Below are 25,738 nucleotides of genomic sequence, written 5' to 3' on the forward strand. Positions count from 1 at the left end.
TATGACTACGATCGGGCTACGCCCTCACTCCGTCACACCCCGGCGCGAGTCTCATCCTGATTGACGCTGAATCTCACCTAATTTGCCGCTACGCAATGGGCGTTTGCGCGGGACGCCGGCCTTGATCTTGCTGTTATCAATCCAAGCGTAATTCTCGGCCCATTGCTTGGCTCGAGCTTCGGGACATCGGTTGGTTTGATCCATCATCTGATGACGGGGCGATTTGAGGGTATTCCACGCTTTGGCTTTTCCGTGGTGGATGCGCGCGACGCCGCGGACGCCCACATTCGCGCAATGACAATTCCCGCCGCCAGCGGCCAACGGTTCATAGTGGGCGGTCGCTTCTTTTGGCTCGGCGATTTGGTGGCCACGTTACGAGATTCCTTCCCGAAATACGCTTCACGACTGCCAACCAGCGAAGTGCCTGACGAGATCGTAAGGAGCATGGCAGCATCAAACCCAGACGCGCGAACGATTGTTCACGAACTCAATCGCGATCTGAGCGTCAGTTCAGCAAAGGCGAGACGCATATTGAACTGGAGCTCACGCCCGGAGGAGGAGTGCGTTCGAGCCAGCACGCAAAGCCTCATCGATCTTGGATGGGTTACGACCGGGAATACAGGCCCGCGAGATTGACCCTATCTTACAACGGAGAGAACCCATGACAACACCACCCGCCCGCGAGCGTTCGCCTACCGACGAGGCCGATCTTCTCAGGGAAACGGAGCGCGCAAGGCTTCGCGCCCTGATCAACGCTGATATGGATCAGGCGCAACGCTTTCATGCCACAGACTTCCAATTGATAACGCCAATCGGCGCGACGTTATCAAAGGAGGAGTATTTGGGCGCAGTCGCCTCCGGCTATCTCAAATATTTGACATGGCAGCCAGCCGACATCGCCGTGCGGCTGTATGACGGGGCCGCAGTGATCCGCTATCGCGCTCAACTCGAAGCGGTGTTCGGCGGGCACAAGCTTCCCCTCAGCGATTACTGGCACACCGACGCCTACGAGAAGCGCAATGGGCAATGGGTGGTCGTGTGGTCACAAGCCACCAGCATACAAACGTAAGCTCTGCGCGTACCCAATTGGCGGGTTACCGATGTCTCGGCTCTGGGGCAGGATGGCGTCGAGTGTATCGAGCTCTTCGGTGCAGACTAGCATCGTATCGGTGGGGAGGGCACTGTTTGCGGATTTGGCATTCGGCCACTCAGGCGCGGCGATTTCTTCCGAAATCACCGCAATCGTCCTTGTTGGCGGTAATGTGCCGACGCGAGACAACTGCGGGCCGGAGCGCAGCGTTGACAAGCGTCGAACAACCCATCTTGATTGCCGGCCAGAGGATCTGGCCTTCCTCGAGAGGAAAACGGGCTTGCGGTGCCTTCGCACACGGGTCTTTGGTCGACGGCAAAATTGGACCTGGCAGCCTGTTGCGGCATATCTTAAAATGGCTAAGCTTCCGCTTGCACCATAGTTGGCATGTTCGTGTGCAATCTTCGACGAAGCTTTCGATTTCTTTACGCCTCGACTTTCAGGTCGAGCCGCTGTCGGAATAGTTCCAACAACGACAATCCTCTCATATCGGTCAACAAGAGAGCCACCCCATGAGGAAGATCGTAATAGTCGCCCTTGCTGCACTCATTATGGCTGGTCCAGCAGCTGCGCTGGCGGCATCCGTCGATGATGTATCAGGAGACATTACGTCGGCTAATCAAGCCGCGGCGCTTGCCGCGCCGGAAGCCTCGGTTGGGTTCGATGAAATGCGTGTTCCAAATGGAAGCGAGCCGCCGTTGACGGCCGGGATATGGTATCCAACCACCGGTGAACCGCGCGATGTGGCTCTGGGAAGCTTCACCCAGCGCGTCGCACTCAATGGACCGGTGGTAAATCGCCAAATGCCGCTTGTCGTTTTATCCCATGGCGGCGGTGGGTCTTATGCCAGCCATTACGACACTGCTCTGGCGCTTGCGCGCGCCGGTTTCGTGGTTGCTGCGATCAGTCATGCGGGAGACACCTACGACGATCAGAGTAAGGTCATGCTGTTGTGGCGGCGTCCCGCGCAGCTGAGTCGCTTGATCGACTACATGCTTTCGAGTTGGCGTGGGCATGCCGCCATCGATGCCCAGCGCATCGGCGCTTACGGGTTCTCGAACGGCGGCTTTACGGTCCTGGTCGAGGCGGGCGGAGTGCCGGATTTGATGAGAGTTGATCCCTATTGTGCATCGAACCCGACGCACGACCTTTGCGCCGCATTGGCCCAAGCTGGCGTGCACTCGGTATCGGTGCTGCACGCACCCTCCGACGCCTGGAAACCGGACCGTCGGGTCAAGACGATCGCGGCGGCGGCCCCGGCATTCGGCTTTGCTTTCGACCGCTCCGGATTGGCGTCTGTTCGTATTCCGGTACTGTTGTGGCAGGCGGCCGATGACCGACATCAGCCCAGCCCGTGGTATGAGGAGCACGTCCGCGATGCCTTGCCGCGGGCGCCCGACTATCGCGTCGAAGCGCATGCAGGGCATTATGCCTTTCTTCCTCCCTGCAGTGCTCGTCTGCTCAAATCTGTACCAGATATTTGCATCGATGCTCCCGGTTTCGATCGCGCTGACTTCCACCGGCGAATGAACGCGGAACTGGTCCGTTTCTTCGACGCAAATTTGCGCTGATCGACAGGATCTCCACGACGACCTGGGTAAGGCTAACCTGCCTCGGCCTACCGCCCGTATGCCGATGCCATGTCTGGCGGCGCTCGTCTCCCCAGACGGACTTCGGGACTGGGCACGGCGAGTTCACCGCGACGCTCGTTCGGCGGCAATGATGCCAGCCCGCATCAGGCCTCAGATAGCCGAAATCGGAGACAAGCGCCCAAAACGTGTTGGCCCCATGCTCGTCTTGGCCAGATGCCTCGTGGCGGCGACGTCCTCGTCCGTACCTCGGACGGCAAGCTCATGGCGACGGGCAAAGGGAGGATGGCGTCGGGCGCACTGAACTCCTCGGCGCGGATCGGCGAGGGAGAGGGGGCGTTTAGGCTCTGGCGTTGCGTGGCTCTGGCGGCGCGATTTTTCCAATTTTATCATGTCGATAGGCCCGATGGAGCGGAACCAATATCACTGTGACGGTGATGCTTCTTGATTCCTAGGTTTACCGGAATTTTCTCGGTTAGCTGGAATTCGCCGAGAGGAAGACCGCCAGCGTCTTGACACGGGTTACGCCAATTATTTATAACCATCTGGTTGGAAATAAAACGGATGATGTCATGGGCAGAAAGCGGGTTATCGATCAGCAGAAAGTTCTCGATGCGGCCGAACGGGTTGTCGGTCGGGATGGCGCGGCGAACCTGACTGTTGATGCCGTCGCCAAGGAGGCGGGCATCAACAAGGCGAGCGTGCTTTACGATCACAAGTCCAAGCAGGCTTTGGTTGAAGCAGTGGTGGACCGTGCGTTTGAACGGGACAATGCCCATCATGCCGGGCTCGAGGAGCAGATTGCCGGTATCGAGGACAAGGCCATCCGTGGACGTATTCTTGCCGCCGCTGTCCCGCCGCCGGAAGAGTTCAAGGCGGTTGCGCTGAACCTCAGCGCCGCGCTTGTGCTGGATGCCGGGCTGCGCGCCAAGATGCAGAGTAACCAGGCCCGCACGATCTCCCGCATTGAGGCTACATCGCCATCACCGCGCGGTGCACTTCTCGCTTATCTGGCCTTGGAGGGGCTGAAGTTCCTCGAACATCTCGATTTCCATCATTTCCCACGTGCAGAGCGCGACAGGCTTCTTCGCGAGATCAACTGGCTTGTGACCGCGCAACCGGGTGAGAGCAATCTTCCCGATATCGCCACCGGCTGACCCTCCTAGGATAGAGGCGAATGACATGACTGACGGCATTGCCGCACAGGCTGCGGCCACGGATAAACTTGTCCCGTTTCAACGGATCTTTTTGACAGGCGCAAGCGGCTATGTTGGTCGCAACCTGATCCGACACTTTGTGGCGCACGGGGTAGAAATCGTCGCACTGGTGCGCAGCGAAAGCGCCGCAGAGCTGGTGCGTTCGCTCGGTGCGACGCCAGTTCGCGGTGAGCTTTTCGATCGCGCTTTATCCGCTCGCATGGCCGGCTGCGATGCGCTGATCCACGCAGCCGCCGATACCGATCACGGACCCGCCACCGAAAAGCAGCGGCGCGTGAATGAAGACGGCACCCGTGCGGTTCTCGATGCGGCCCGTGCAGCCGGCATTTGCAAGGTCATTCATTTGAGCACGGAATCCGTGCTTGCCACCGGCAAGCCGCTCGTCAATGTGGATGAAACGATGCCCATGCCCCAAAAGCCGGCGGGTGGATATTCCCGCACGAAAGCGGCGGCCGAACGCCTTGCGCTTGCCGCGAATGGGCCGGACTTTTCCATTGTCGTGCTGCGTCCGCGTTTCGTCTGGGGTCGCGATGATACGACCGCACTGCCCGCGCTCACGCAGGCGGTAAAATCCGGCAGGTTCGCCTGGATCAGCGGCGGCACCTATCTGACGTCGACCACCCACATCGCCAATCTTTGTAGGGCCGTCGAGCTGGCGCTTGGCCGTGGTCACGGTGGCCAAGTCTATTTCATCTCAGATGGTGCGCCCGTGCCGTTCCGCAACTTTGTTTCGGCACTGGTGGAAACGCAAGGACTTGCCGTTCCTGAAAAGGTGGTGCCGCGCGCCGTTGTCCGCACCGTGGCGACCATTGGCGACGTTCTGGCGAAGATATCCAGGGGCAAGATCGTTCCGCCGCTGACACGGCAGATCTATGCCACCTCCGCGGTGGAAGTGTCCTTCGATATCGGCAAGGCGCGGCGGGAACTCGGATACGAACCGGTGATCTCACGGGAAGAAGGGCTGGCCGAACTGCGCGCCGCTCAGCACTGATAGTCGCGGCGTGCGTCGTCAGGCTTGCCCGCGTTGATGCAGTTCAACTTGCCATGCAGAATAGAAAGGGTCGCCTCCGGTGCGGCCTTGCGCTCTTCCAGCCCAGCGATCTGCGATTGCAACACCTCCTTCGTGCTGTCAGAGGGGTCGCGCCGATCGGTCGCCTGACGCAGCGTGCGTCGGCCGCGGATAAGGCCAATCCGCTGGGCTTTGCGGACGCAGGAGGGCTACTATTTTTTGACGCCGCGGGAAGGGCGCTTCTGGCAACGAGGACATCCATCGGAACTAACAAATGCACGGCTGTCGGCTCCCTGGGTGGAAATCGCGTAAAACAGGGTGTTTTGGATGACCAAAACTCCCGCTTACCGTCGGCAGGGGATGTAGAAGTTTATCTTCGCACCAATTGTCTATCGTTCGTCGCGTTGACGGCGATCAACAGCTATCCCGGGAATGTCTAGCTATCTTTTACATCACGACGTCGCCGAGAACGAGATCGTTACTCGCACTCGTTGCGAAGCCTGATATGGTCGTCGCAGGGTTTAAGTCTTTTGAACCAAACCAAGGAGCGGCCCTTGACCACCCGAATTCTTATTCCACGGAAACTGCTATTCGGTAACGCAGATGCATTTGGCGGAAGGCTTTCGCCCGATGGGCAATGGCTGACCTGGATCGCGCCGTTTGAGGGCGTGCTCAACATCTGGATCGCTCCGACTGACCAGCCCCACGCCGGTGAACCCTTGACGCGCACGAAAGGCAGGCCGATCGGCTGGCAGGAATGGACGGCCGACGGCCGCTTCGTGATGTTCGTCAATGATGAGACCGGCGATGAAAACGATCATGTTTTCATCGTTGATCCCCAGACGAAAGAGCTACGGGACCTGACGCCCATCGCAGGTGTGAATGCAGAGCTTCGAATGTGGTCGAGGCAGGTTCCAGGAAAGATCGTCATAGGGCTTAACGATCGTGATCCGCGCTGGCACGATCTCTATATCGTTGATGCCGCAACGGGGAAACGCGAACTGCTTTGGCTCAACACGCAGGAATTCGGAGGCATCGGCCTCGATTGGCAACTTCGCCCGCGGCACGCTCGATCGTCGTCTCCGGGTGGCGGAGCGAAGCTGTGGCGAATCGACGGCGATGAGGTTATCCATTGGAAGGATCTCGACTACGTCGACAATTTGCTCACATGGCCGATTTTGTTTGATAGCGACAACAGGCGTTTGCTCATGCAAACGTGCATTGATCGCGAGACAGCCGTCTTTGCTTGGCTCGATTGGCAGAGCGGGGAGGAGACCGTCGTGGTCGAGCATCCGCGCTTCGACGTCCGAAACGTTCTCGTTCATCCCACAACCTTCGATCTAGAGGCAGCCAGCATCGCTGGAGCGCGCCAGGACTGGCTTTATGTCGCGCCACAAGTTCGGACCGACTTTGAGACCATACAAAGTAGCTTGCCTGGGTTTGAATTTAACATCGTTGGTCAGTCCGACGACAACCGGACCTGGATCGTCGATGCCCATAGGGCCGAACAGGCTTTGACTACCTTCCTTTACGATCGCGACAAGGCAAACATGACCGAATTGTTTCGAGCACGCCCGGCGCTCGATGCCCATCGGCTCGCGCCGATGCGTCCTGTCGAAGCGAAATCACACGACGGCCTTGATCTGCTCTCCTACCTGACGCTTCCCGCCAGCGTCGCAAATGAACGACCGGATGTTCCCCTGCCGATGGTCCTGGTTGTGCATGGCGGGCCATGGTCCCGGGATCTTTACGGCTATCGTGGTGACCACCAGTGGCTCGCCGACCGCGGTTATGCCGTCTTGTCTGTGAACTATCGCGGTTCAATGGGCTTTGGGAAGTCGTTCATTGCGGCTGGCGAAAAGCAGCATGCCGCCAAGATGCACGACGACCTTATCGACATGGTTGACTGGGCCATCCGCGAGGGCATAGCGGATAAGTCGAAGATTGCGATATTTGGCGGATCATATGGCGGCTATGCTTCGTTCGTTGGCGCGACATTCACCCCGGATGTCTTTTGCTGCAGCGTGCCTGTTGTCGGCATCACCAACCTGCAAACATTGTTGGAATCGATGCCGCCCTATTGGTCCGGCTTTGCCGATTTCATGTATCGCAGCTATGGCGACCCGAGAACTGAGGAGGGGCGCGCGCTCTTGGCCGAGCGTTCGCCGATCCACAAGGTCGACTGCATTAAGAAGCCGATGCTGATCTTCCATGGCGAGAATGATGTGCGTTGCAAAGTCGCTGAAAGCGATACGATTGTCTCAGCCATGCAGGCCAAAGGGATTCCTGTGACCTATGTCGTTTATCCGGACGAAGGGCACGGTTTCGCAAAGCCGGGCAACCGGATCGCCTATATCGCCATGGCAGAAGCTTTCTTCGCCAAGCATCTCGGTGGCAATTGCGAACCCTTCGGCACCGATCTCGACGAATCAACCCACGAAATCCGCGCCGGCGCAGAGATCTTCGACGAGCCATAAGTCGGAATAACGACCCGAAGCAGCGTTGACTTGATAAGGGCGAGCCGCAAGTTTGCCATATGATGAGGCGCGCGGCGCGCCCGTTCCTCCGTTCGGAATTATTGTGGTGGCTTGCTGCCGGCGCCACGGACTTGCGGAGGGACTGTTGCACGGCGTTCGGCTGCCGACTGCTTAGAGCCTGTCGTTTGTCTTCGATCGCCGGATTGCAAGCTTTTGCTTCTCGATAACATGAGCCAAAACGAGTGTTGGGGGGATTTAACCTTGTTGCGGTGAATATCAGTCTGATTTGGTTGCCCGAAGCTGCGTTACGATCGGCGCTGAATGGGCCGCTTTAATTCGACGAACTGTACGAGTTTCATGACAGTTGGGCCGCTTGCGCATTTGCCATATGCTACCGGCACCAGACTGCTTCGTTCAGCACCTGCTTTAGTGGCTAGCAAACCGGCTGCCGCAACGTCCCAAGGAAAAGCTATTGAGTATGAGCATCCAGCCGTCCCATTCGCTGTGCGCCGACTGGCGTCGCTGCCACGTCTCCAACGATCGGGATTTGGGCTCTGCTTCGTTTCAATATTGGCGCCAGACTTGTGAGGATCCAACTTGACGGCGACGTCCGCTGGAGGGGCGAAATCAGACATTCTCTAGCTGGTATTGCATCGGATTAGGGTGCTGCTGCCTTGGCATCAGCTTTTTGAAGACGATGAAGACGACGCGGCAACTCCCTGGATAGAGCGGTGCGATGATATGGCGACATCTTCCGCCACGCGCGGATTTCTTCGAGCGTCCGCCCGCACCCGACACACCACTTACTGAGTGGGTCGTACTGACAGACATCTGTGCAGGGAGAATCCTTGGCCATGGGCGCCTATTTCAGATAGGCGCGCACGATGTCGATCAGCTCGGCCGCTCCCTCGTCGCGCTCACTTTGCGGGAGGTCGGCGGCCTGTAGGTGAAAGCGGATGTGATCCTCTATCACTTCGTTCATCAGGCCGTTCATGGCGCCACGGATGCCGGCGATGAGTTGCATGACGTCGGTGTGGCTCTTTTCCTCTTCGAGCATCCGCTCCAGGCCCTCGACCTGACCGCGCAGTCGACGCACGCGGTTAATGAGTTTCGCTTTTTCGCGGACGGTGTGAGTCATGTGGTTGCTCCTGAAATTGGCGATCCCGACCGATAAACCTCCAAGGCCCCAGTCTCAATCGTCTCCTATCACAAAACACGTTTTGGTGGGATTGACAACAAATAATATACCCCCCTATGCTATTCTACATCAGTTGACATCAGAAAGCCCCCACCATGACGTCCCTTCCCGAACTCCTTCAGCAGGGTACGGCCCACGCTTGGCTGTTCATTCCCACGGCCATCTTCCTCGGCGCCCTTCACGGGCTCGAGCCCGGTCATTCCAAGACGATGATGGCAGCGTTCATCATTGCCGTGCGCGGCACGATCATGCAGGCTGTACTCCTTGGTGTCTCGGCCGCGATGTCCCATACAGCGGTTGTTTGGGTGGTGGCCCTTGGCGGTCAGTATCTTGGCCGCGGCATGAATGCGGAAACCACCGAGCCATACTTCCAGATCGCCTCTGCCGTGATTGTCATCGGCATCGCCTTATGGATGATCTGGCGCACCTGGCGCGAAACGCATGTTGAGGCTGGCTACAGTCATGACCATGACCACAATCATGGTGATGAGACGCGCAAGATCGACACTGGCCACGGCATCATGTCGTTGGAAGTCTTTGAGGACGGTGTCCCGCCGCGCTTCAGGATCCGCTTTGAAACAGGTCATGGCTGGCATGTGAAGGATGTTGCGATCGTGACGGAGCGCGCCAGCGGGGCTAAGCAAGCCTTCACCTTCCTCGACAAGGGCGGTTACCTCGAAAGCGTGGAAGAGATCCCGGAGCCGCACGATTTCAACGCGCGCGTCAGCTTGGGGCATGGAGATCATACCCACGACTACGATGTGGCCTATAGCGAAGATGGCCATCACCATCACGGCCTCTCGGTCGGTGAAGACGGTGAGTATATGGATGCGCACGCCCGCGCCCATGCCAACGACATCGCCCGACGCTTCAAAAACCAGAGCGTCACGACGGGCCAGATCATCATGTTCGGCCTGACCGGCGGTCTGATTCCATGTCCTGCAGCGATTACCGTGCTGCTTCTGTGCCTGCAGCTCAAGCAATTGTCCCTCGGCGTAGTGCTGGTGGTGTGCTTTAGCATCGGCCTGGCCGTGACGATGGTCGCGGCGGGTGTGGCAGCCTCGATCAGCGTGCGTCACGTCCAAAAACGTTGGTCCGGCTTCGATACGTTCGCCAAGCGGGCGCCTTACGCCTCAGGTGTGCTGATGCTCGTGATTGCGCTCTATATGGGCTATTCGGGCTGGGCCGGCCTGGAGAAGGGGCCGACGCCCGAAGCCGCAGCAGTGATCATGCCCGCAGCTTGACCCTCAATCCGTTCGACCAACCTTCGTCGGCCGGTTTCATGTTCACTAGGGAATGCGGGCAGGCCATGAAAGTGGACGATCACAATAGCCACGGCCACGATCATGGTCATGCACCCCGCGATTTCGGGAAGGCGTTAATCGTCGGCCTGCTCTTGAACAGCGCGTTGCGCAGCGTGACATCGGCTCGCCGACGATCTGGGACCAAATGCGATAGAACCAGCGCTTTTGAAAGGTTGTGAGCGTCGCAATGCCGAGCCGATTCAACGCGACACGAGACCGCGACGCTGTTGGATGGCAAACCTCGGCGATTTGTGAGGATATCCGTCTTTTGAATGATCCGGTCAGGATTGATCGTTCAGTCGAGGTTCAGTTGCGCGGGGTATAAATTGCTGCACCCGACAACCATCCTATATGGAGCCCCCATGAAGAAGATCATCATTGCTGCAGCACTATTTGCAATCGTAGGCGCAAGCTCTGAAGCCCAGGCTGTAGGGTGTATCAGCGGCGGCGCGGCTGGGGCTGTCGCTGGCCACTATGCTGGACATCATGCCGTGCTTGGCGCCATCGGCGGGTGTGTTGCCGGACACGAACTGCACAAGAAACAGGTGGCCGACAGAAAGCTGAAGCAGCAACAGGAGCAACAGGGCGTAAAGCCGGCGCAATAGTGGGTGCGGATGGCGCACCGACCTCGAACCTCGACCGAAGGAGTGATCTATTCTTCTTCGGTCATCGGTGCGGCCGAATGAAACCGTGCTTCCTTAGCTAACGGTTCTGTTGGCAGGCGGCTTTTCGCGGATCCTGAATGTCCGTTGGCCCAATCGCGCGGATTTCTATCCATCGAAACGATAGCATCTTTAGCTTTTCAGGATCATGAGAGTCTTCCAGATTGGCCGAAGTTCTCGAATGCGCGTTTTGATCCCACTGAGCTTCGACGTCTCATCACCTCCGTCTGCGGACGTTTCGATTTCAACGCATCACTCAGTATCGCGAACGTCAAGTGGCGGAAAGAATAATTGTCCGCCATTCAGTATCTCCTATCTCCAGTCGCGTGTCTCTTATCGGAGTGGTTGGCTTCGGACGCGAGTACCTGACACGGGCACCCTGGATCATGCTCGCACCGGCCTTCATCATCATGGTGACGACCCTTTCGATCTCGCTGGTTGGCGACTGGCTGCGAGACAAGCTCGACCCGACATTACGCTGACCTTCGGCATTGGAGAACAACATGACAAAAATCATCGGCCATCGCGGCGCGCGCAATATCTGGCCTGAAAACTCCCTGACGGGATTTCGTAACGTTCTTGATCTTGAGGTGGATGGCATCGAATTCGATGTTCATCTGACAGATGCGGGCGAGCTCGTCGTCATCCATGACACATCCCTCGATCGCACCACCGATAGGATTGGCCCGGTGCGCGACCTTACCATGGACATGAGACTGGAAACCCATTTGCAAGGCATCCTCGAGGTCTTGCCAACGCTCTCAGATGTGCTCGCAGTCTTCGAAGGCGCAGCCCGCAGGTGTTTGCACATCGAAATCAAATCCGATGCGGCAGGCCGACCATATCCAGGTATCGTGGAGAAGGTCGTCGCAGAAATTGAGCGGTTCGGAATAGCCGATCGATGCCATTTGACCTCCTTCGATCTGGCGGTAATAGAGGAATGCCGTCGTGTTGCTCCCCACATTCGCCGCCTCGTTTCCGCAAACGCCGCGTCGATCGAACGAGAAGGGGGACTAGGCGCGTTTCTCATCGATGCAACCAGGCAGGTGGAGATTGTCGCAATTCATCATGAGCTCCTGCAAAAGGAATGGTTCCAGATCAGCCAAGTCGTCCCAGCTGAGCGTCTCTGCGTCTGGACGTTGAACGATGAAGCGTTGATCCGCTCGTGGTTGGAGCGTGGTATCGGCCACCTGACTTCGGATCAGCCCGACCTTGCTTTGAGCCTTCGCAGTGAAATCAGAGCCTTGGCCCGGGAGTAGAGACAAGCGCCTCCGAATAATGAGAACGGCTACCCGTTGCCTCTGAGCCTCTAACGTCTCAACGGCAACTCCGCCGACGCATGTCGCATACTCGCGTAGCCGTCAATACTGTGTTCGAGAGCGTCGACTCATAAACTCTAACACCAGATTTTCCTGGCGACGAGCTTTGCTGCAGCGAGGTCGTTTTCAGGGCGCTTGTCATATCGGGTTGCCATGCCACGAAACTGTTTGATCTTATTGAAGAATCTTTCCACGTGGTTGCGTAGCCGCTAAACCCCGCGCGGGAATGCGAAGCGCCCTTGCGGTTTGTCTCGTCGCTTGGCAGTTAATTGGGGTCTTCCTCATTTTGTGTGAAATTCGGCCAGTTTGATCGACGTCATCCACGCTCTGAGAAGCTCTGCCGTATACCGCAAGATGTCAATTCATCGGCGTGCCGTCTTGGTTTGATGTTATGCTTGAATTGATGACTATCGTGGGACCGGCAAGAAACCGGCGCGTGCTGAAATTTTTGAGATAGCCGTGACATCATCGTTCAAAGGCCACACAATGAGCGCACTCGATCAGATAGACCATATCATTGTTCTCATGCTGGAAAACCGATCTTTCGACAGCATGCTCGGAAAACTCTATCCCCAATCCTCGGGTTTTGATGGTCTGGGTGGGTCGGAAGCCAATCTTGACGCGGCCGGTGTTGCATATGCTGTACACAATATAGCCGGCTCCAGCGACGCGACGATGTCCATACCCAATCCCGATCCGGGGGAGAGTTGGATTGACATCAACATGCAGCTGTTTGGCACGAGCTTACCGCGGTCCGGGGCAAAGCCGGATATGAGCGGCTTTGTGAAGAATTATCAGGCGCAGGCGACCCACTCGTCGGGAGCGTATGACCCCGCAAGCGTGATGCATTATTTCACGCCAGAGCAGGTTCCCGTGATCAGTAAACTGGCGCGTCAGTTCGCCGTGTGTGATCGCTGGTTTGCTTCTGCTCCGTGCCAGACCTGGCCGAACCGCTTTTTCGTGCACACTGCTACGGCCAATGGCTATGAGAACAATTCGCCTGTTCACTTCCCATATCAGATGCCGACGATCTACAACCGCATCGACAATGCGCAATTGCCTGGTGGTTGGAAAATCTACTTCCATGACGTGCCGCAAGCGATCACGCTTGAGAAGCTTGCACTTTCGCTAGGTCGTTTTCGACTTTTTGACGAATTCCTGACTGACGCGAAAACTGGAGATCTGCCTGCCTATTCGTTCATCGAGCCACGCTATTTCGCCGACGTATCCTTGCCGAACGATCAGCATCCGCCTCATGTGGCAACGCTTGGCGAACAGCTGAACGCCGATGTTTATAACGCGGTTCGCAACGGTCCTGCGTGGACCCGAACACTTCTGATTATTACCTATGACGAACATGGTGGATGTTATGACCACGTTCCGCCGCCGCCAGCACAACCGCCGGAGCCGAAACGACGTGGAGCCGCATTCGATTTTAGTCGATATGGTGTGCGTGTGCCGGCTGTCATCGTTTCGCCCTACGTTCCCGAGGGCACTGTGCTGCGACCGCTGAACGATACGCCTTTTGATCACACATCCATCATTGCGACGTTGCGCAAACGGTTTCCGACTCTGGGACCACCTTTGACGAGGCGCGATGCGATCGCACCAGACGTGTCGATTGCCCTGACCCTTGCGAGCCCAGATAACCTGGGACCTGACCGGCTCGATGCCACACCCTACAGCGCGTCGCCTGCCGACGTCGCTCGAGCGCGGATCGCACCGCCAAACGGAATGCAGAGCGCGCTGCTTGAGTTTGCCGCAAATATGCAGAATGGCGTAACAGGAGCAGCGCTTGACGCGAGCAGCTTCATTGGTCAGCAAATGCAAGACTTATCGCGTGGGCTCGATGGAGTTCCCAACGGTGTTGCCAAAGATGTGGCGTCCTCTATTACATACATCAAGTCTCGCCTCGGCGCGCTGTTCCGAACCGTATGAACTTGTCACGGCGGAGGGCGCGTGGGCATGCCTGTCAGGCCTTGGCGTTCAGGGATGCGGTTCTTCGTAGTCGATGAAAAGCTTGCCTAGAACGATCAATGCGTTATCTCGTCTGAGAACAGTCGAATGAGAAGGGTTGCCGGTTCGAACCCTTTCAACAGCCCCATTGGGAAAATTGAACAGGCCGAAACGCTTCCGAAACCCGTCTTGTCTCCCGCGAGAACCTTGCTGCGTCGTCCAGAAAAAACCTCACGGGTCCGCGGATATGGAACGCCTATGCGATCATTGGATCGCAAACGAAATAAAAGCCAAAGTCCGTGATTCCGCAACGTCAACGATGCGAATCGAACCGCGCAACGCTCCGTGGAGGATGAAGCGTGGAAGACCTGTTGGTGGGGCAGGCAGTAAGGTCTTTCAGCCCCCATTCCATCCCGTATTACTGACCTTTCGATGCGCCCAAAGATAGCGCGAGCACCTCAAGTTCCTCATAAAGCGATTGCGCAAAGCTCCGCAGCACGGTCAACTCGAAACCCTCCCCGGCAGTCCGCGTGAGCTGGATCGAAATGTGACCGAAGAGGGTCATGGCACTGCTTCCTTCAGGAAAGTTGACCGGATGCAGGTCGACGGCGGTACCCTTGTTGAGGAGCGCGGCCGCGTGGGATCCGGAAACGTGGATACGGATGCGGCCATGGCTCTGGTCAGAGATGAAAGCGCCGCCGGAGAGCGCATCGGCAAGCGCCTGCCTCTGGGCCTCGGAAAGCTGGTCGTCACCGGCAACAAACCATTGCCGGTATCCGGCCGGGCGCACGGTGCTTTCCTTGAGGTTCACCGCGAGGAGATGGTTCGCAATCTCCTCGCTCGTGGTCGCGCCCATTACGTGCAGAAGGTGGCCCTCCGGCAGGGCTGCCAGCCGGAGGGTGTCGCCTTGCAAAACGGGCTTGCCGGCAAGAACCGGCTTCAGTGCTGGCAAATCAGGCATGAAGCTTCTCGTTTTGAGGGTCGATGAAGACGGGGCTGCAGATCACCGCATCCGTATATTCGTTTCTAAGGCCGTTCCAGACAGTGACCTTCTCGCCGACGCGCTCCGGGCCGTTCTTGATCAAAGCCAATCCGATTGTGTGGCCAAGGCTCGGTGAAAAGGCACTTGATGTGACGTAGCCCTGGCCGTTTTCGAGCGTCGCGGCCGCATTCTCCGCCAGAATATGAGCGCCGGTGCGGAAGCTGGCTGCAGGGTCTGTCGGCTTTACCCCGACAAGGCGAGGACGGTCGGCTGCCTGCAGGCCCTCGCGTGCGAGCATCGCCTTGCCGATGAAATCGGGCTTCGTGGTTGAAACCATGCGAGCAAAACCGAGGTCGCCCGGCGTCACGGTCCCGTTGATCTCCGCATGGGTGACATGGCCCTTTTCGATACGAAGGACGCCGAGCGCTTCGGCGCCATAGGCGCAGATCCCGTAGCTTTGACCCGCCTGCAGGATCGCGTCGGCGACGAATTCTCCATAGGCCGCGGGCACGCCAAGCTCGTAGGCGAGCTCACCGGAAAAGGAGATGCGGAAGAGCCGGCCCTTCAGCTTGCCACCGAACAAGGAGACTGCGCGTGCGCTCATGAACGGGAAAGCACCGTCCGAAATGTCTTCATCAACGATCTCGGCAAGGATGGCCCGGGATTTCGGGCCGGCCACCGCCATCTGTGCCCATTGATCGGTCGATGAGGCAAAATAGACCTCAAGCTCGGGCCACAGCGTCTGAGCGCAGAATTCCAGATGCGTCAGCACCCCGGCTGCGAGCGCCGTCGTCGTGGTCATGAAGAAATGGTCCTCGCCCAGGCGGCTGGTGGTGCCATCGTCATAGATCATGCCATCTTCGCGCAACATGATGCCGTAGCGAGCCTTGCCGACGGGCAGTTTGGCGAAACCATTGCAATAGACGCGGTCGAGGAAGGCCGCCGCATCATTGCCGAAGATCTCGATCTTGCCGAGCGTCGAGACATCGCAAATGCCGGCATTCGCGCGGATGTTGAGCACTTCGCGATCGACACTTTCGCGCCAGGTCTTTTCACCACTGCGCGGAAACCAGGAGGAGCGGTACCACAGGCCGGTCTCGACAAAGACCGCGCCGTTCTTCTTTGCCCATTCATGCAAAGGGGATTTGCGCGCCGGCTGAAAATGCTTAGCCCGCGAAGTACCTGTCAACGCGCCGAAGGAGACGGGCGTATAGAAGGGCCGGAACGTCGTCGTACCCACCTCGGCTGGCGAGATGCCACGAGCCTCGGCAAGGATGCCGATGGCGTTGACATTGGAAAGCTTTCCCTGATCGGTCGCCATGCCATTTGTCGTATAGCGCTTGGCAAGCTCGACGTCACCGTAGCCCTCGCGCACGGCAAGACCAAGATCCTTCAGGTGGACGTCGTTCTGGTAATCGACGAAGGCCTTGCCCTTGCCGCCTTTGACATGCCAGAGCGCTGCGGCTGCGGGCGATGCTTCCTCTGCCAAAGCAAAGGCGGGAGCAACCTCGCCAAAGCCGATTGCCTCCAAAGCTTCGGCAGCTTTGATCGCTCCGTCGCCGAGACAGCAATCTGTGGAGGCAAGGCCGGCCGCTGAGCCGGCGATCAACAAGCCATCCTGCCGTTCCGGCGCGAGGAAGGCTCCGTGTTTTTCAGACCAGATTGGCTTGGCGCCGCGATGGCAGGCAAGGTGGATGATCGGGCTCCAGCCACCGGACATCGCGAGAGCATCGGCATTGATATCCTGTGTGCCTGCGCCGCTCGCAATGCTCACTCCACGCAGCTGTTTCGTCCCAAGCGCATCGATGATGCATGCGCCGCGCAGGACCGGCGCGTTGCCGTTCCAGGCGTCGCCGCTGGCGCGTGTGTCGACGATGGCTGCCACTTCAAGGCCGGCGGCCTCGAGGTCGGAAGCCGTCCGATAGCCGGAACTGTTGGTGCTGAAGACCACGGTGCGCTTGCCAGGAGCGACGGCCTGCCGGTTCAGATAGCTGCGCATCGCGCCAGCCATCATGACGCCTGGAATGTCGTTGCCGCCGAAGACGAGCGGTCGTTCCTCAGCGCCCGTGGCAAGGATTGCTTGCTTGGCGATAATGCGCCAAAGCCGCTCGACCGGCCGGCGCGGATCGGGCGTTGCAACATGCTTCTGGACGCGTTCAACCGCGCCGAAGACATTGTCGTCGTACCAGCCGATGACAGTGGTGCGTGGCAGACATTGCACGTTCGGCAGACCGGCAAGTTCCTCCAGCATCTCCTCAAGGGACGAACCGCGCTCTGCAAGCAAGCTGCCGCCGAGCTCGAAGCCTTCGTCAGCGAGCAGAACGCGCGCGCCCGCGCGCCCGGCCGTCAAGGCCGCGGCAAGGCCTGCGGGTCCGGCACCGATGACGAGCAGATCGCAATGCACCCAGCATTTCTCATAGGTATCGGAATCGGCTTCATAGGATGCCTTGCCGAGACCAGCAGCCTTGCGGATCAGCGGTTCGTAGACTTTCTCCCAGAAGGCAGCAGGCCACATGAAGGTCTTGTAGTAGAAGCCGGCGCTCAGGAAGGGCGAGAGCAGTCCGTTGATGGCGCCGACGTCGAATGCGAGCGAGGGCCAGCGGTTCTGGCTGCGGGCGATCAGCCCGTCATGGAGCTCGATCATCGTGGCGCGGCTATTCGCCTCGGTGCGTCCACCTGTCCCGGTCGTCACAAGCGCATTGGGCTCGGCTGCTCCCGCCGTCAATATGCCACGTGGGCGATGATATTTAAAACTGCGGCCGACCAGCCGGATGTTGTTGGCAAGCAAGGCGGAGGCAAGCGTGTCGCCGGGGTGACCGGTATAGTTCCTGCCGTCGAAGCTGAAGGCAATGGTCTTTGAACGGTCGATCCGGCCGCCCGAGGAAAGCCGCTGGCTGCTCATACGCTCGCTCCAAGCTTGGCAAGCGCCGCATCGCTGACGCCATGGATCTTGTGGGTGACGGTGTCACGCTCGACGATCAGCCAGCGGCGGCAGCCGGAGGAATGATGCCAATATTCCTTGTGTAGGCCTTTCGGATTGTCGCGCAGATAGACGTAATTGTACCAGTCTTGCGAACCTGCGTCCGCGGCCGGACGGCCAAGGCTCGCATCGCCCTTGATGGTGAACTCTTCCTTGGGGCGGGGACCGCAATGAGGGCAGGAAATCAGGCTTGCCATGTCGTCATGTCCTCAATGCAGGTTCGGTTGGGCGCCGACGCCCTTTTCATCAATCTGATAACCACGCTGGAAGCGGTCGAGGCGCAACTGCCGTGCCGTTTCATGTGGCTCGTTGCGGGCGATGAGATGAGCATAGCAATAGCCCGACGCCGGGGTGGCCTTGAAGCCGCCGTAGCACCAGCCGGCGTTAAGATAGAGATTGTCGATATGGGTGCGGTCGATGATCGGAGAGCCATCCATGCTCATGTCCATGATACCGCCCCAGCTCCGCAGGTAGCGGATCCGGGTCAGCGCCGGGATCATCGCCACGCCCGCTTCGGCGACATGCTCGACGGTCGCAAGGTTGCCGCGCTGAGCATAGGAATTATAGCCGTCGATATCACCGCCGAAGACGAGACCGCCCTTGTCGGACTGCGAGACATAGAAATGCCCGGCGCCGAAGGTGACCACGCAATCGATGAAGGGTTTCAGCCCCTCGGAGACGAAAGCCTGAAGTACATGACTTTCGATCGGCAGGCGCAGGCCGGCCATATCGGCGACGACGGTGGAATTGCCGGCAGCCGCAAGCGCGAGCTTGCCGCATCCGATGAAGCCTTTCGTGGTTTCGACGCCCGTGACGCGGCCGCTTTCCGTTCGAATGCCTGTTACCTCGCAGCCGGTGATGATATCGACGCCGCGACTGTCGGCGCCGCGGGCATAGCCCCAGGCAACGGCATCGTGGCGAACCGTCCCGCCACGCGCCTGCAGCAGTCCGCCCATGATCGGGAAGCGGGCATTGTCGAAATCGAGGAAGGGCAATTTCTTGCGAACGGCATCGCGGTCCAGTAGCTCGGCGTCGACGCCGTGCAGGCGCATCGCATTGCCACGGCGCGTATAGGCGTCGCGCTGGGCATCCGAATGGAAGAGATTGATCACGCCGCGTTGCGAGACCATGGCGTTGAAGTTGAAATCCTGCTCCAGGCCTTCCCAGAGCTTCATCGAGAGTTCGTAGAAGGGATTGTTGCCAGGCAACAGGTAGTTGGAACGGATGATCGTCGTGTTGCGGCCGATATTGCCCGAGCCGAGATAACCCTTTTCCAAAACGGCGACATTGGTAACGCCGAAGGTCTTGGAGAGATAGTAGGCTGTCGCCAAACCGTGGCCGCCACCCCCGACGATGATCACATCATACTGTGGTTTCGGCTCTGGCTGGCGCCAGGCAGGCGCCCAGCCGGCATTGCCGCGAAGGCCATTGAGGAAAACTGAGAAAGCCGAATAGCGCATGGTTCGATCCGCTTTGAATTCCCCTCATGATGACAGAGTGAAAAATGCCGACTTGCCCAATTGGGACCTATTTCGATAGAAAAGGGACATGGCCTCGATCGATACGAAAAATACCCAGGCGATTGGCTTCATCCTGATCCCGGGATTCGCATTGATGTCCTTTGCCTCCGCAAGCGAGCCGCTGCGTGCGGCCAACCTGCTGGCTGGGCGCGAAATCTATCGGATTTCGATCTTTTCACCGGGCGGCACCCCGGCGGTCTCGTCGGGGGGCGTGCCGGTGCCGGCTGAACCTCTTCCAGGTCGCGGATCGGGTCTCGGCACCGTCTTCGTCTGCGCCGGCGGATCGCCGCGCGACTGGGATTACCCTTCGGTTCTCGCCTGTCTTCGCCAACTTGCTCGGGAGGGCGTGCGCATCGGCGGCATTTCCGGCGGCCCTTATCTGCTTGCAGCGGCCGGCCTGATGGCCGAGCGTGATTTTACGATTCATTGGGAACATGCGCCGGCTCTTCTGGAGGCATTTCCCGCCCTGTCACCGCGCCAGGCACGCTTCGTCGTTGACGGAAACCGCATCACCTGCGGCGGCGGCATTGCGCCCCTCGACATGATGCATGTGCTGATATCCGAGCGCATGGGCGCCGATTTTGCCCGCCGCGTCAGCGACTGGTATCTGCACACCGAGGTCGGCGAGCCCGCCGCGCCGCAACGCGGTTCGCTCGCCGAGCGTTATGGTGTCCACCATCCAGGCCTGCTGAGCGTCCTTGAAAAAATGGAGGAGACGATCGAGATGCCGCTCGATCGCACGGCCATGGCCCGGATTGCCGGGGTCACACCGCGACATCTCGACCGGTTGTTTGCCAGACATCTCGGTTCAACGTTTCTCGATCAATATCGGCGGATAAGGCTGCAGACTGCCCGGCGGCTTCTGGAACAGAGCCCGCTTTCGATCTCCGAAATCGCCATTGCTACCGGCTTTTCCAGCGGGGCGCATTTTGCTCGCGCCTTTCGCTCTCTTTATGGGATTGCACCCGGCGACACTCGTCAGGCGTGATATTCGTCGCAATTGAGAAAATTTCACTGGGAGGATAGAGTCCTTCCCAGCAGCCCTGCCGAAAAAAGGATATAGAATGAAACCCAAGGCAGATAAATTGTCGATCGATGACCCAACCCACGGTGGACGCCCAGCTTTTTTGCAAGACCCGCATGCGGTGCGCGAGCCCAAAGAGAACAATCTCGAGATGGCGATCGGCCACGAAGTGCGCGCCTATCGCAAGAAGCTCGGTATCACCGTCACGGATCTGGCTGCTGCGACCGGTATCTCGCTCGGCATGTTGTCGAAGATCGAAAACGGCAATATCTCGCCGTCCCTGACGACGCTGCAATCACTTTCCCGAGCGCTAGGGGTGCCGCTTACGTCCTTCTTCCGACGCTACGAGGAGCCGCACAACGCCGTTTTCGTCAAAGCGGGGCAGGGTGTCGAGCTAGAACGGCGCGGCACGCGCGCCGGCCATCAATATAATCTGCTCGGCCATATCGACAACAATTCGAGCGGCGTTATCGTCGAGCCCTATCTCATCACGTTGACGGCCGATTCCGATGTCTTTCCGACGTTCCAGCACGAGGGCATGGAGTTCCTCTATATGCTGGAGGGCGAGGTCATGTACCGCCATGGCGACGAGCTTTATCCCATGCAGCCCGGCGACAGTCTCTTCTTCGATGCCGACGCGCCGCATGGTCCGGAGGTGTTGGTGAAGCTGCCGGCAAAATACCTGTCGATCATCAGCTATCCGCAGCGGGGCAAGCCTGGATAACTTGCCTTAAAAGAAAATATTATTCTTTTGAGTTGAAAATGCGCCATGGACCTGATAGCCATTTTTGCAGATGCGAAAATGGAGGCTTTGGGCATGTGCGGAATTGTCGGTCTTTTCTTGAAGGATAAGGCGCTGGAGCCGAAACTCGGCGCGCTTTTGTCCTCTATGCTTGTCACGATGACCGATCGCGGACCTGATAGCGCAGGCATTGCGATCTACGGCAATGATAGCGGCAACACGGCGAAGATAACCGTTCAGTCGCCCGATCCGGCAAAGGACTTCGACGGGCTTGAATATGAGCTCAGACGGGCGCTCGATGCTCCCGTTGCCGTGACGGTCAAGAGCACGCACGCAGTCATTACGCTTGCCAAGGGCAAGCTTGACGAGGGCAGGGCAGCCCTGACTGCACTGCGTCCGAATATCCGCGTCATGAGCAGCGGCGATACCGTTGAGATCTACAAGGAGGTCGGCCTGCCAAAAGATGTAGTCTCGCGCTTTGGCGTCACCGGCATGTCCGGCACGCATGGTATCGGGCACACGCGCATGGCGACGGAATCGGCCGTGACCACGCTTGGTGCGCATCCCTTCTCCACCGGTTCGGATCAGTGCCTGGTGCATAACGGTTCGCTGTCGAACCACAATAACCTGCGTCGCGAGCTCAAGCGCATCGGCATGAGCTTTGAGACGGAAAACGACACCGAGGTCGCAGCCGCCTACCTCACGGCCGAAATGGCAAAGGGCAAGGATCTCGGCGCGGCGCTCGAAAGCGCGGTCGATGATCTCGACGGCTTCTTCACCTTCGTCGTCGGTACCAAGTCGGGTTTCGGTGTCGTTCGCGATCCCATCGCCTGCAAGCCGGCGGTCATGGCTGAAACCGATCAATATGTGGCTTTCGGCTCGGAATATCGTGCGCTTGTCAATCTCCCGGGCATCGAGAACGCCCGCATCTGGGAGCCGGAACCGGCAACCGTTTATTTCTGGGATCACGAAAAGGCTGCCTGATCAGGCGCGCTGGAAACGAGAGAGTTTTTCATGCCAGTTTTCGACCTATCCGTCACGCCTTTGCGCGAACTCAACAGCGCCCTTCATGGCCTTCCAGCAGGCGCCAATGATCTGGCCTTCGAAGTCGTCAATCCGCGCGGCCATCATGCTGTGGCCGCCGGTATCGACGCACCCGTCACCGTCGATATCAAGGGCTCCGTCGGCTATTACTGCGCCGGCATGAACGACGGCGGCAACGTTACGGTGCATGGTTCCGCCGGTCCTGGCGTTGCCGAAAACATGATGTCCGGCAGCGTCGTCATCGAAGGTGATGCCAGCCAATATGCGGGCGCGACCGGCCGTGGCGGCCTGCTTGTCATCAAGGGTAATGCGGCGTCGCGCTGCGGTATTTCGATGAAGGGCATCGACATCGTCGTCCACGGCAATATCGGCCATATGTCTGCCTTCATGGGGCAGTCGGGCCATTTGGTCGTGTTGGGCGATGCCGGCGATGCGCTGGGCGACAGCCTTTATGAGGCCAAGCTGTTTGTGCGCGGCTCGGTGAAAAGCCTCGGCGCCGATTGTATCGAAAAGGAAATGCGCCCGGAGCATCTGGAAAAGCTCTCCGAGCTTCTTGAGAAGGCGGGTGCGCGCGGCGTCAGGCCGGAAGAGTTCAAGCGCTACGGATCGGCGCGCAGACTCTATAATTTCAACATCGACAATGCCGACGCCTATTGAGACGAAGGGGACCTCATGAGCTATCACAATCCGTATACGCCGCCCCGCAAGTCGGCGACCTTCGACGATCACACGCTGGCGGAAATCCGCCGCGCTGCGGCGACCGGCATCTACGACATCCGCGGTGCCGGAACGAAGCGCAAGGTGCCGCATTTCGACGATCTTCTGTTCCTCGGTGCCTCGATCTCGCGCTATCCGCTCGAGGGTTACCGCGAGAAATGCGACACAACCGTCGTACTCGGGAGTCGCTTTGCCAAGAAACCCATCACGCTCAAGACCCCGATCACCATTGCCGGCATGAGCTTCGGGGCGCTTTCCGGCAACGCCAAGGAGGCACTTGGTCGCGGCGCGACGATTGCAGGAACATCGACCACGACAGGCGATGGCGGCATGACGGACGAAGAGCGTGGCCATTCGCAGACACTGGTCTATCAGTATCTCCCCTCGCGTTACGGCATGAACCCGAAAGACCTGCGTCGAGCCGATGCGATCGAAGTCGTCGTCGGGCAGGGGGCCAAGCCTGGCGGCGGCGGCATGCTGCTCGGTCAGAAGATCTCCGATCGTGTCGCCAATATGCGCAACCTTCCAAAGGGCATCGATCAGCGTTCGGCTTGCCGTCATCCTGACTGGACCGGTCCGGACGATCTTGAAATCAAGATCATGGAACTGCGCGAGATCACCGATTGGGAAAAGCCGATCTATGTTAAGGTCGGCGGTGCGCGCCCCTATTACGACACGGCGCTTGCCGTCAAGGCCGGCGCCGACGTCGTCGTGCTTGACGGGATGCAGGGCGGCACGGCCGCGACCCAGGACGTCTTCATCGAGAATGTCGGCATGCCGACGCTTGCCTGTATCCGCCCTGCCGTGCAGGCGCTGCAGGATCTCGGCATGCATCGCAAGGTGCAGTTGATCATCTCCGGCGGCATCCGCTCCGGCGCCGATGTGGCAAAGGCGCTGGCGCTTGGCGCGGATGCGGTTGCCATCGGCACGGCGGCGCTGGTTGCGCTCGGCGACAACGATCCGAAATGGGAAGACGAGTACCAGAAGCTCGGTACGACGGCCGGCGCTTATGACGACTGGCATGAGGGCAAGGACCCGGCCGGCATCACGACGCAGGATCCGGAGCTTGCAAGCCGTCTCGACCCTATTGCAGCCGGCCGGCGTCTTGCCAATTATCTGAAGGTCATGACGCTGGAAGCGCAGACGATCGCGCGCGCTTGTGGCAAGAATCACCTGCACAACCTGGAACCGGAGGATCTTTGTGCGTTGACGATGGAAGCTGCCGCCATGGCGCAGATCCCGCTCGCCGGCACCAACTGGTATCCGGGCAAGGGAGGCTTTTGACATTCCGGCCGGGCCGAAAGGCCCGGCCGCACCATGCATCATCGAAGTGTCTCTAAGAAATCCAAAGGGGAACGAGAATGACACTGGATCTTGCTGCCTTTGCCAAAGACAAGGGCATCAAATATTTCATGATCAGCTATACGGATCTTTTTTCCGGCCAGCGCGCCAAGCTGGTACCGGCTCAAGCAATTGCCGGTATGCAGGAAGACGGTGCCGGCTTTGCCGGCTTCGCCACCTGGCTCGATATGACACCCGCCCATCCCGATCTTTTTGCCGTGCCAGATGCCTCGTCCGTCATCCAGCTCCCATGGAAGAGGGACGTTGCCTGGGTTGCGGCCGATTGCATGATGGAGGACAAACTGGTTGCGCAAGCGCCGCGCAACGTGCTGAAAAAGCTCGTGAAAGAGGCGGAAGCGGCGGGCAAGCGCGTCAAGACCGGTGTTGAAGCCGAATTCTTCCTGATCACCGCCGACGGTGCCAAGATATCCGACGAATACGATACGGCGGAAAAGCCCTGCTATGACCAGCAGGCCGTCATGCGGCGCTACGACGTGATTTCCGAGATCTGCGACTATATGCTGGAGCTCGGTTGGGGGGCCTATCAGAACGACCACGAGGACGCCAACGGTCAGTTCGAGATGAATTGGGAATTCGATGATGCGCTGAAGACAGCCGACAAGCATTCCTTCTTCAAGTTCATGGTCAAGTCGATCGCCGAAAAGCACGGCCTGCGCGCCACCTTCATGCCGAAACCCTTCAAGGGGCTGACCGGCAATGGCTGCCATTGCCATATCTCCGTATGGGACAATGATGGCAGGATCAATGTCTTTGCCGATCGGGAAGCCCAATTCGGTCTGTCGGCCGAGGGCAGGCATTTTCTCGGCGGCATCATGAAGCATGCCTCGTCGCTCGCGGCGATTACCAATCCGACGGTCAACTCCTACAAGCGCATCAATGCGCCGCGCACGACGTCGGGGGCGACCTGGTCTCCGAACACCGTGACATGGACCGGCAACAACCGCACCCATATGGTGCGTGTCCCCGGCCCCGGGCGCTTCGAGCTGCGCCTGCCCGATGGCGCGGTCAATCCCTACCTCTTACAGGCGGTCATCATTGCAGCAGGCCTTGACGGTCTGCGCAGCAGGGCCGATCCGGGACCTCACCACGACATCGATATGTATGCGCAGGGACACCTGGTAAAGAATGCGCCGCGTCTGCCGCTCAATCTGCTCGATGCTCTGCGAGCCTATGACGAGGACGAGGGGCTGAAGCAGGCAATCGGTTCGGAGTTCTCCGAAGCCTATCTGAAGCTCAAGCATCAGGAATGGAACGCCTACTGCTCGCACTTCACGCAGTGGGAGCGCGACAGCACGCTCGATATCTGAGTGAAAAAAGACGCCTGAATGGACTGCTGTGCCGGGACGCGATCTCCCGGCACAGGAGGGAAATTATGGCCGTTGACGGTGAGGAAGATCAGCATGAAAAACTACGTACTGACTGTATCCTGCAAATCGACGCGCGGGATCGTGGCGGCGATCACCGGCTATCTTGCCGAGCAGGGTTGCAACATCGTCGATTCCAGCCAGTTCGACGATCTCGACACCGGCATGTTCTTCATGCGCGT

At 58.8% G+C, this 25,738-nt stretch carries 23 protein-coding genes and 3 pseudogenes; 17 read left to right on the forward strand and 9 right to left on the reverse strand.

Annotated features, from left to right (window positions below):
- The first annotated feature begins 661 nt into the window (after positions 1-661).
- The 4 genes from ACIQJ2_RS37410 (at position 662) to ACIQJ2_RS37425 (ending at position 4,887) form a co-directional block, all read left to right on the forward strand.
- A complete protein-coding gene (locus tag ACIQJ2_RS37410) occupies positions 662-1,069 on the forward strand; it encodes a nuclear transport factor 2 family protein (protein ID WP_400676013.1) in 408 nt (135 codons plus the stop codon).
- Between the two features lie 719 nt (positions 1,070-1,788).
- Positions 1,789-2,661: an alpha/beta hydrolase family protein gene (locus ACIQJ2_RS37415; protein ID WP_400676011.1), complete on the forward strand. Its 873-nt coding sequence runs from the start codon at positions 1,789-1,791 to the stop codon at positions 2,659-2,661.
- Positions 2,662-3,251: 590 nt separating this feature from the next.
- Positions 3,252-3,836, forward strand: coding sequence for a TetR/AcrR family transcriptional regulator (locus ACIQJ2_RS37420; RefSeq protein ID WP_199149172.1), 585 nt, complete (start codon positions 3,252-3,254; stop codon positions 3,834-3,836).
- A gap of 25 nt (positions 3,837-3,861) precedes the next feature.
- Positions 3,862-4,887 (forward strand): NAD-dependent epimerase/dehydratase family protein, encoded by a 1,026-nt coding sequence (locus ACIQJ2_RS37425; RefSeq protein WP_400676009.1) that lies wholly within the window; start codon positions 3,862-3,864, stop codon positions 4,885-4,887.
- Here the strand turns inward: ACIQJ2_RS37425 and ACIQJ2_RS37430 are convergent.
- Entirely contained in the window at positions 4,878-5,009 is a 132-nt protein-coding gene (locus ACIQJ2_RS37430; protein ID WP_400676007.1) for a hypothetical protein, read from the reverse strand. The two genes, ACIQJ2_RS37425 and ACIQJ2_RS37430, sit on opposite strands and share 10 nt — an antisense overlap.
- Before the next feature lie 450 nt (positions 5,010-5,459).
- On the opposite strand from ACIQJ2_RS37430, the gene ACIQJ2_RS37435 reads away from it, so the two are divergent.
- Positions 5,460-7,382 carry a S9 family peptidase gene (locus tag ACIQJ2_RS37435; protein ID WP_400676005.1) on the forward strand — a complete coding sequence of 641 codons (1,923 nt, stop codon included), beginning with the start codon at positions 5,460-5,462 and terminating at the stop codon, positions 7,380-7,382.
- A 58-nt stretch (positions 7,383-7,440) separates the two neighbouring features.
- On the opposite strand, the pseudogene ACIQJ2_RS37440 reads toward ACIQJ2_RS37435, so the two are convergent.
- The 3 genes and pseudogenes from ACIQJ2_RS37440 to ACIQJ2_RS37450 all read right to left on the reverse strand — a co-directional run.
- Positions 7,441-7,542: pseudogene (locus ACIQJ2_RS37440) on the reverse strand (integrase); the annotation flags it as partial.
- A 498-nt stretch (positions 7,543-8,040) separates the two neighbouring features.
- A complete protein-coding gene (locus tag ACIQJ2_RS37445; RefSeq protein WP_400676003.1) occupies positions 8,041-8,238 on the reverse strand; it encodes a DUF1289 domain-containing protein in 198 nt (65 codons plus the stop codon).
- Between the two features lie 6 nt (positions 8,239-8,244).
- Entirely contained in the window at positions 8,245-8,520 is a 276-nt protein-coding gene (locus ACIQJ2_RS37450) for a metal/formaldehyde-sensitive transcriptional repressor (RefSeq protein WP_112414745.1), read from the reverse strand.
- 155 nt (positions 8,521-8,675) lie between these two features.
- Between ACIQJ2_RS37450 and ACIQJ2_RS37455 the strand changes: the two genes are divergently transcribed.
- The 4 genes and pseudogenes from ACIQJ2_RS37455 (at position 8,676) to ACIQJ2_RS37470 (ending at position 11,805) form a co-directional block, all read left to right on the forward strand.
- Positions 8,676-9,824 (forward strand): nickel/cobalt efflux transporter, encoded by a 1,149-nt coding sequence (locus ACIQJ2_RS37455; RefSeq protein WP_400676001.1) that lies wholly within the window; start codon positions 8,676-8,678, stop codon positions 9,822-9,824.
- Between the two features lie 422 nt (positions 9,825-10,246).
- On the forward strand, positions 10,247-10,489 hold the full coding sequence (locus ACIQJ2_RS37460; RefSeq protein ID WP_199149167.1) for a hypothetical protein: 243 nt from the start codon (positions 10,247-10,249) through the stop codon (positions 10,487-10,489).
- A 386-nt stretch (positions 10,490-10,875) separates the two neighbouring features.
- Positions 10,876-11,028, forward strand: a pseudogene (locus ACIQJ2_RS37465) (ABC transporter permease); the annotation flags it as partial.
- 21 nt (positions 11,029-11,049) lie between these two features.
- The gene (locus ACIQJ2_RS37470) at positions 11,050-11,805 is read left to right on the forward strand and encodes a glycerophosphodiester phosphodiesterase family protein (RefSeq protein ID WP_400675999.1); all 756 of its coding nucleotides are present in this window, start codon (positions 11,050-11,052) and stop codon (positions 11,803-11,805) included.
- Between the two features lie 137 nt (positions 11,806-11,942).
- Here the strand turns inward: ACIQJ2_RS37470 and ACIQJ2_RS37475 are convergent.
- Positions 11,943-12,059 (reverse strand): annotated as a pseudogene (locus tag ACIQJ2_RS37475) (IS5/IS1182 family transposase); the annotation flags it as partial.
- A gap of 292 nt (positions 12,060-12,351) precedes the next feature.
- Here ACIQJ2_RS37475 and ACIQJ2_RS37480 point away from each other — a divergent pair.
- Positions 12,352-13,803, forward strand: coding sequence for an alkaline phosphatase family protein (locus ACIQJ2_RS37480; RefSeq protein WP_400675997.1), 1,452 nt, complete (start codon positions 12,352-12,354; stop codon positions 13,801-13,803).
- 436 nt (positions 13,804-14,239) lie between these two features.
- Here ACIQJ2_RS37480 and ACIQJ2_RS37485 read toward each other — a convergent pair whose 3' ends face one another.
- Genes ACIQJ2_RS37485 through ACIQJ2_RS37500 form a run of 4 tightly spaced genes read right to left on the reverse strand, consistent with a single transcriptional unit; the run spans position 14,240 to position 19,243 of the window.
- Positions 14,240-14,782, reverse strand: coding sequence for a sarcosine oxidase subunit gamma (locus ACIQJ2_RS37485; protein ID WP_400675995.1), 543 nt, complete (start codon positions 14,780-14,782; stop codon positions 14,240-14,242).
- On the reverse strand, positions 14,775-17,705 hold the full coding sequence (locus tag ACIQJ2_RS37490; RefSeq protein ID WP_400675994.1) for a sarcosine oxidase subunit alpha family protein: 2,931 nt from the start codon (positions 17,703-17,705) through the stop codon (positions 14,775-14,777). The genes ACIQJ2_RS37485 and ACIQJ2_RS37490 overlap by 8 nt, the downstream gene beginning before the upstream one ends.
- The gene (locus ACIQJ2_RS37495) at positions 17,702-17,980 is read right to left on the reverse strand and encodes a sarcosine oxidase subunit delta (RefSeq protein WP_199149162.1); all 279 of its coding nucleotides are present in this window, start codon (positions 17,978-17,980) and stop codon (positions 17,702-17,704) included. Before ACIQJ2_RS37495 ends, ACIQJ2_RS37490 begins: the two co-directional genes overlap by 4 nt.
- Before the next feature lie 12 nt (positions 17,981-17,992).
- Positions 17,993-19,243, reverse strand: a complete 1,251-nt coding sequence (locus ACIQJ2_RS37500; protein ID WP_400675992.1) for a sarcosine oxidase subunit beta family protein — start codon at positions 19,241-19,243, stop codon at positions 17,993-17,995.
- A gap of 88 nt (positions 19,244-19,331) precedes the next feature.
- Between ACIQJ2_RS37500 and ACIQJ2_RS37505 the strand changes: the two genes are divergently transcribed.
- The 7 genes from ACIQJ2_RS37505 to ACIQJ2_RS37535 form a co-directional block, all read left to right on the forward strand.
- Positions 19,332-20,291 carry a GlxA family transcriptional regulator gene (locus ACIQJ2_RS37505; RefSeq protein WP_400675990.1) on the forward strand — a complete coding sequence of 320 codons (960 nt, stop codon included), beginning with the start codon at positions 19,332-19,334 and terminating at the stop codon, positions 20,289-20,291.
- 76 nt (positions 20,292-20,367) lie between these two features.
- Complete coding sequence (locus ACIQJ2_RS37510; protein ID WP_400675988.1) at positions 20,368-21,051, forward strand: helix-turn-helix domain-containing protein; 684 nt, start codon at positions 20,368-20,370, stop codon at positions 21,049-21,051.
- Positions 21,052-21,144: 93 nt separating this feature from the next.
- Positions 21,145-22,053 carry a glutamine amidotransferase family protein gene (locus tag ACIQJ2_RS37515; protein ID WP_400675986.1) on the forward strand — a complete coding sequence of 303 codons (909 nt, stop codon included), beginning with the start codon at positions 21,145-21,147 and terminating at the stop codon, positions 22,051-22,053.
- Positions 22,054-22,083: 30 nt separating this feature from the next.
- Positions 22,084-22,770 (forward strand): GXGXG domain-containing protein, encoded by a 687-nt coding sequence (locus ACIQJ2_RS37520; RefSeq protein ID WP_199149157.1) that lies wholly within the window; start codon positions 22,084-22,086, stop codon positions 22,768-22,770.
- A 15-nt stretch (positions 22,771-22,785) separates the two neighbouring features.
- The gene (locus ACIQJ2_RS37525; RefSeq protein WP_184711439.1) at positions 22,786-24,114 is read left to right on the forward strand and encodes an FMN-binding glutamate synthase family protein; all 1,329 of its coding nucleotides are present in this window, start codon (positions 22,786-22,788) and stop codon (positions 24,112-24,114) included.
- Positions 24,115-24,191: 77 nt separating this feature from the next.
- On the forward strand, positions 24,192-25,499 hold the full coding sequence (glnT, locus tag ACIQJ2_RS37530) for a type III glutamate--ammonia ligase (RefSeq protein ID WP_400675984.1): 1,308 nt from the start codon (positions 24,192-24,194) through the stop codon (positions 25,497-25,499).
- Positions 25,500-25,592: 93 nt separating this feature from the next.
- Positions 25,593-25,738 (forward strand): ACT domain-containing protein (locus ACIQJ2_RS37535; protein WP_400746755.1); only part of this gene is annotated, 146 nt, incomplete at its 3' end.

It is taken from the genome of Rhizobium sp. NPDC092011 (assembly GCF_044756305.1).
Classification (GTDB): domain Bacteria; phylum Pseudomonadota; class Alphaproteobacteria; order Rhizobiales; family Rhizobiaceae; genus Rhizobium.

What these genes read in the sequence shown, in the direction of transcription:
- ACIQJ2_RS37410 (WP_400676013.1), top strand. Translation starts at nt 662, where the DNA reads ATGACAACACCACCCGCCCGCGAGCGTTCGCCTACCGACGAGGCCGAT.
- ACIQJ2_RS37420 (WP_199149172.1), top strand. Translation starts at nt 3,252, where the DNA reads ATGGGCAGAAAGCGGGTTATCGATCAGCAGAAAGTTCTCGATGCGGCC.
- ACIQJ2_RS37425 (WP_400676009.1), top strand. Translation starts at nt 3,862, where the DNA reads ATGACTGACGGCATTGCCGCACAGGCTGCGGCCACGGATAAACTTGTC.
- ACIQJ2_RS37445 (WP_400676003.1), bottom strand. Translation starts at nt 8,238, where the DNA reads ATGGCCAAGGATTCTCCCTGCACAGATGTCTGTCAGTACGACCCACTC.
- ACIQJ2_RS37450 (WP_112414745.1), bottom strand. Translation starts at nt 8,520, where the DNA reads ATGACTCACACCGTCCGCGAAAAAGCGAAACTCATTAACCGCGTGCGT.
- ACIQJ2_RS37455 (WP_400676001.1), top strand. Translation starts at nt 8,676, where the DNA reads ATGACGTCCCTTCCCGAACTCCTTCAGCAGGGTACGGCCCACGCTTGG.
- ACIQJ2_RS37460 (WP_199149167.1), top strand. Translation starts at nt 10,247, where the DNA reads ATGAAGAAGATCATCATTGCTGCAGCACTATTTGCAATCGTAGGCGCA.
- ACIQJ2_RS37470 (WP_400675999.1), top strand. Translation starts at nt 11,050, where the DNA reads ATGACAAAAATCATCGGCCATCGCGGCGCGCGCAATATCTGGCCTGAA.
- ACIQJ2_RS37480 (WP_400675997.1), top strand. Translation starts at nt 12,352, where the DNA reads ATGAGCGCACTCGATCAGATAGACCATATCATTGTTCTCATGCTGGAA.
- ACIQJ2_RS37485 (WP_400675995.1), bottom strand. Translation starts at nt 14,782, where the DNA reads ATGCCTGATTTGCCAGCACTGAAGCCGGTTCTTGCCGGCAAGCCCGTT.
- ACIQJ2_RS37490 (WP_400675994.1), bottom strand. Translation starts at nt 17,705, where the DNA reads ATGAGCAGCCAGCGGCTTTCCTCGGGCGGCCGGATCGACCGTTCAAAG.
- ACIQJ2_RS37495 (WP_199149162.1), bottom strand. Translation starts at nt 17,980, where the DNA reads ATGGCAAGCCTGATTTCCTGCCCTCATTGCGGTCCCCGCCCCAAGGAA.
- ACIQJ2_RS37500 (WP_400675992.1), bottom strand. Translation starts at nt 19,243, where the DNA reads ATGCGCTATTCGGCTTTCTCAGTTTTCCTCAATGGCCTTCGCGGCAAT.
- ACIQJ2_RS37505 (WP_400675990.1), top strand. Translation starts at nt 19,332, where the DNA reads ATGGCCTCGATCGATACGAAAAATACCCAGGCGATTGGCTTCATCCTG.
- ACIQJ2_RS37510 (WP_400675988.1), top strand. Translation starts at nt 20,368, where the DNA reads ATGAAACCCAAGGCAGATAAATTGTCGATCGATGACCCAACCCACGGT.
- ACIQJ2_RS37515 (WP_400675986.1), top strand. Translation starts at nt 21,145, where the DNA reads ATGTGCGGAATTGTCGGTCTTTTCTTGAAGGATAAGGCGCTGGAGCCG.
- ACIQJ2_RS37520 (WP_199149157.1), top strand. Translation starts at nt 22,084, where the DNA reads ATGCCAGTTTTCGACCTATCCGTCACGCCTTTGCGCGAACTCAACAGC.
- ACIQJ2_RS37525 (WP_184711439.1), top strand. Translation starts at nt 22,786, where the DNA reads ATGAGCTATCACAATCCGTATACGCCGCCCCGCAAGTCGGCGACCTTC.
- glnT (WP_400675984.1), top strand. Translation starts at nt 24,192, where the DNA reads ATGACACTGGATCTTGCTGCCTTTGCCAAAGACAAGGGCATCAAATAT.